This window comes from Asanoa sp. NPDC049573 (assembly GCF_040676615.1).
GTDB lineage: Bacteria > Actinomycetota > Actinomycetes > Mycobacteriales > Micromonosporaceae > Asanoa.
Map to the genome: position 1 here is coordinate 1 of NZ_JBFAPI010000048.1, position 3,374 is coordinate 3,374.

At 56.6% G+C, this 3,374-nt stretch carries 2 rRNA genes; both read right to left on the reverse strand.

The features are described 5' to 3' along the window. Nucleotide 1: 1 nt before the first annotated feature. A 5S ribosomal RNA gene (gene rrf / locus AB0J74_RS38835) occupies nt 2-118 on the reverse strand. An 89-nt stretch (nt 119-207) separates the two neighbouring features. Further along, nucleotides 208-3,318 (reverse strand): 23S ribosomal RNA (locus AB0J74_RS38840). Nucleotides 3,319-3,374 lie beyond the last annotated feature (56 nt).

The following is a 3,374-nucleotide window of genomic DNA, read 5'->3' on the forward strand; positions in this document are numbered from 1 at the left end:
TGTCCGGCGGTGTCCTACTCTCCCACACCCTCCCGGGTGCAGTACCATCGGCGCTGGAGGGCTTAGCTTCCGGGTTCGGAATGTTACCGGGCGTTTCCCCTCCGCCATGACCGCCGTAACTCTATCGACATATCAAACAACCGACCAACAAATCGGTCTCGGGTGTTTGTTTGTCGGGAGTTGCACAGTGGACGCGTAGCAGCTTTGTAGGTCAAGTCCTCGGCCTATTAGTACCGGTCAACTGAACCCGTTACCGGGCTTACATTTCCGGCCTATCAACCCAGTGGTCTAGCTGGGGGCCTTACCCCACACAAGTGTGGGTGGGATACCTCATCTTGAAGCGAGCTTCCCGCTTAGATGCTTTCAGCGGTTATCCCTTCCGAACGTAGCTAACCAGCCGTGCCCCTGGCGGGACAACTGGCACACCAGAGGTTCGTCCGTCCCGGTCCTCTCGTACTAGGGACAGCCCTTCTCAAGTATCCTACGCGCACGGCGGATAGGGACCGAACTGTCTCACGACGTTCTAAACCCAGCTCGCGTACCGCTTTAATGGGCGAACAGCCCAACCCTTGGGACCTGCTACAGCCCCAGGATGCGACGAGCCGACATCGAGGTGCCAAACCATCCCGTCGATATGGACTCTTGGGGAAGATCAGCCTGTTATCCCCGGGGTACCTTTTATCCGTTGAGCGACACCGCTTCCACATGCCGGTGCCGGATCACTAGTCCCGACTTTCGTCCCTGCTCGACCTGTCAGTCTCACAGTCAAGCTCCCTTGTGCACTTACACTCAACACCTGATTGCCAACCAGGCTGAGGGAACCTTTGGGCGCCTCCGTTACTCTTTAGGAGGCAACCGCCCCAGTTAAACTACCCACCAGACACTGTCCCTGAACCGGATCACGGTCCGAAGTTAGATACCCGAATCAACCAGAGTGGTATTTCAAGATTGCCTCCACCCGTACTGGCGTACGAGCTTCACCGGCTCCCACCTATCCTACACAAATTAACTCAGATACCAATGTCAAGCTATAGTAAAGGTCCCGGGGTCTTTCCGTCCTGCCGCGCGTAACGAGCATCTTTACTCGTACTGCAATTTCGCCGGGCCTGTGGTTGAGACAGTAGGGAAGTCGTTACGCCATTCGTGCAGGTCGGAACTTACCCGACAAGGAATTTCGCTACCTTAGGATGGTTATAGTTACCACCGCCGTTTACTGGCGCTTAAGTTCTCCGCTTCGCCCCGAAGAGCTAACAGGTCCCCTTAACGTTCCAGCACCGGGCAGGCGTCAGTCCATATACATCGAATTACTTCTTCGCATGGACCTGTGTTTTTAGTAAACAGTCGCTTCCCCCTGGTCTCTGCGGCCATACCACGCTCCACAAGCGTGTTGCTTCACGTGTCCGGCCCCCCTTCTCCCGAAGTTACGGGGGTAATTTGCCGAGTTCCTTAACCACAGTTCGCCCGTCGCCTTAGTATTCTCTACCTGACCACCTGTGTCGGTTTGGGGTACGGGCCGCTAAGAACTCGCTAGAGGCTTTTCTCGGCAGCATAGGATCACTGACTTCACCTGAATCGGCTCGGCATCACGTCTCAGCCTCCATGCACCACGGATTTGCCTATGGTGCGGCCTACACGCTTACCCCGGCACAACCACCGGCCGGGATCAGCTACCTTCCTGCGTCACCCCATCGCTTGACTACTACCCACCAGGTTCCCACGCTCCCCACCCTCAACCCGAAGGTCTTGGATGGCTTGGGTGGTTAGCACAGTAAGGTTCATCAGGGACGCTCTTTCGCGGGTACGGGAATATCAACCCGTTGTCCATCGACTACGCCTCTCGGCCTCGCCTTAGGTCCCGACTCACCCAGGGCGGATTAGCCTGGCCCTGGAACCCTTGGTCATCCGGCGGAAGGGTTTCTCACCCTTCTTGCGCTACTCATGCCTGCATTCTCACTCGCACCGCGTCCACAACTCGATCACTCGGCTGCTTCACCCGCGGCACGACGCTCCCCTACCCATCCACACACCTGCACCCAAACCCGAAAGTTTAGGCGGGGTTATTATGTGAATGCCACAGCTTCGGCGGTGTACTTGAGCCCCGCTACATTGTCGGCGCGGAACCACTTGACCAGTGAGCTATTACGCACTCTTTAAAGGGTGGCTGCTTCTAAGCCAACCTCCTGGTTGTCTAAGCGACCCCACATCCTTTTCCACTTAGCACACGCTTAGGGGCCTTAGCTGGTGATCTGGGCTGTTTCCCTCTCGACTACGAAGCTTATCCCCCGCAGTCTCACTGCCGCGCTCTCACTTACCGGCATTCGGAGTTTGGCTGATTTCGGTAAGCTTGTAGGCCCCCTAGACCATCCAGTGCTCTACCTCCGGCAAGAAACACGCGACGCTGCACCTAAATGCATTTCGGGGAGAACCAGCTATCACGGAGTTTGATTGGCCTTTCACCCCTAACCACAGGTCATCCCCCAACTTTTCAACGTTGGTGGGTTCGGCCCTCCACGCGGTCTTACCCGCGCTTCAGCCTGCCCATGGCTAGATCACTCCGCTTCGGGTCTAGAACACGCGACTCAACGCCCTATTCGGACTCGCTTTCGCTACGGCTCCCCCACACGGGTTAACCTCGCCACGTGCCACTAACTCGCAGGCTCATTCTTCAAAAGGCACGCCGTCACCCCTAAAGGCTCCGACGGATTGTAGGCGAACGGTTTCAGGTACTATTTCACTCCCCTCCCGGGGTACTTTTCACCATTCCCTCACGGTACTCGTCCGCTATCGGTCACCAGGAAGTATTTAGCCTTACCAGGTGGTCCTGGCAGATTCACGGCAGATTACAGGGGTCCGCCGCTACTCGGGAACAACCACAGAAGACCAGCCACTTTCACCTACCGGACTATCACCGTCTACGGTCGGCCTTTCCAGACCATTCAGCTAGCAACTGGTTTTGTAACTCCTCGACTGGTTGTCAGCCCAGCCCGTGATGTCCCACAACCCCGACCACGCAACCCCTGACAGGTATCACACGCAACCGGTTTAGGCTCAATCCGCTTTCGCTCGCCACTACTCACGGAATCACATATTGTTTTCTCTTCCTACGGGTACTGAGATGTTTCACTTCCCCGCGTTCCCTCCACACACCCTATGAATTCAGGTGCAGGTGACACCACATAACTGGTGCCGGGTTACCCCATTCGGACACCCTGGGATCACAGCTAGGTTGGCAGCTCCCCCAGGCCTATCGCGGCCTCCCACGTCCTTCATCGGCTCCTGGTGCCAAGGCATCCACCGTTCGCCCTTGACAACTTGACCACAAAGATGCTCGCGTCCACTGTGCAATTCTCAACAAACAACCAACCCACAACCAT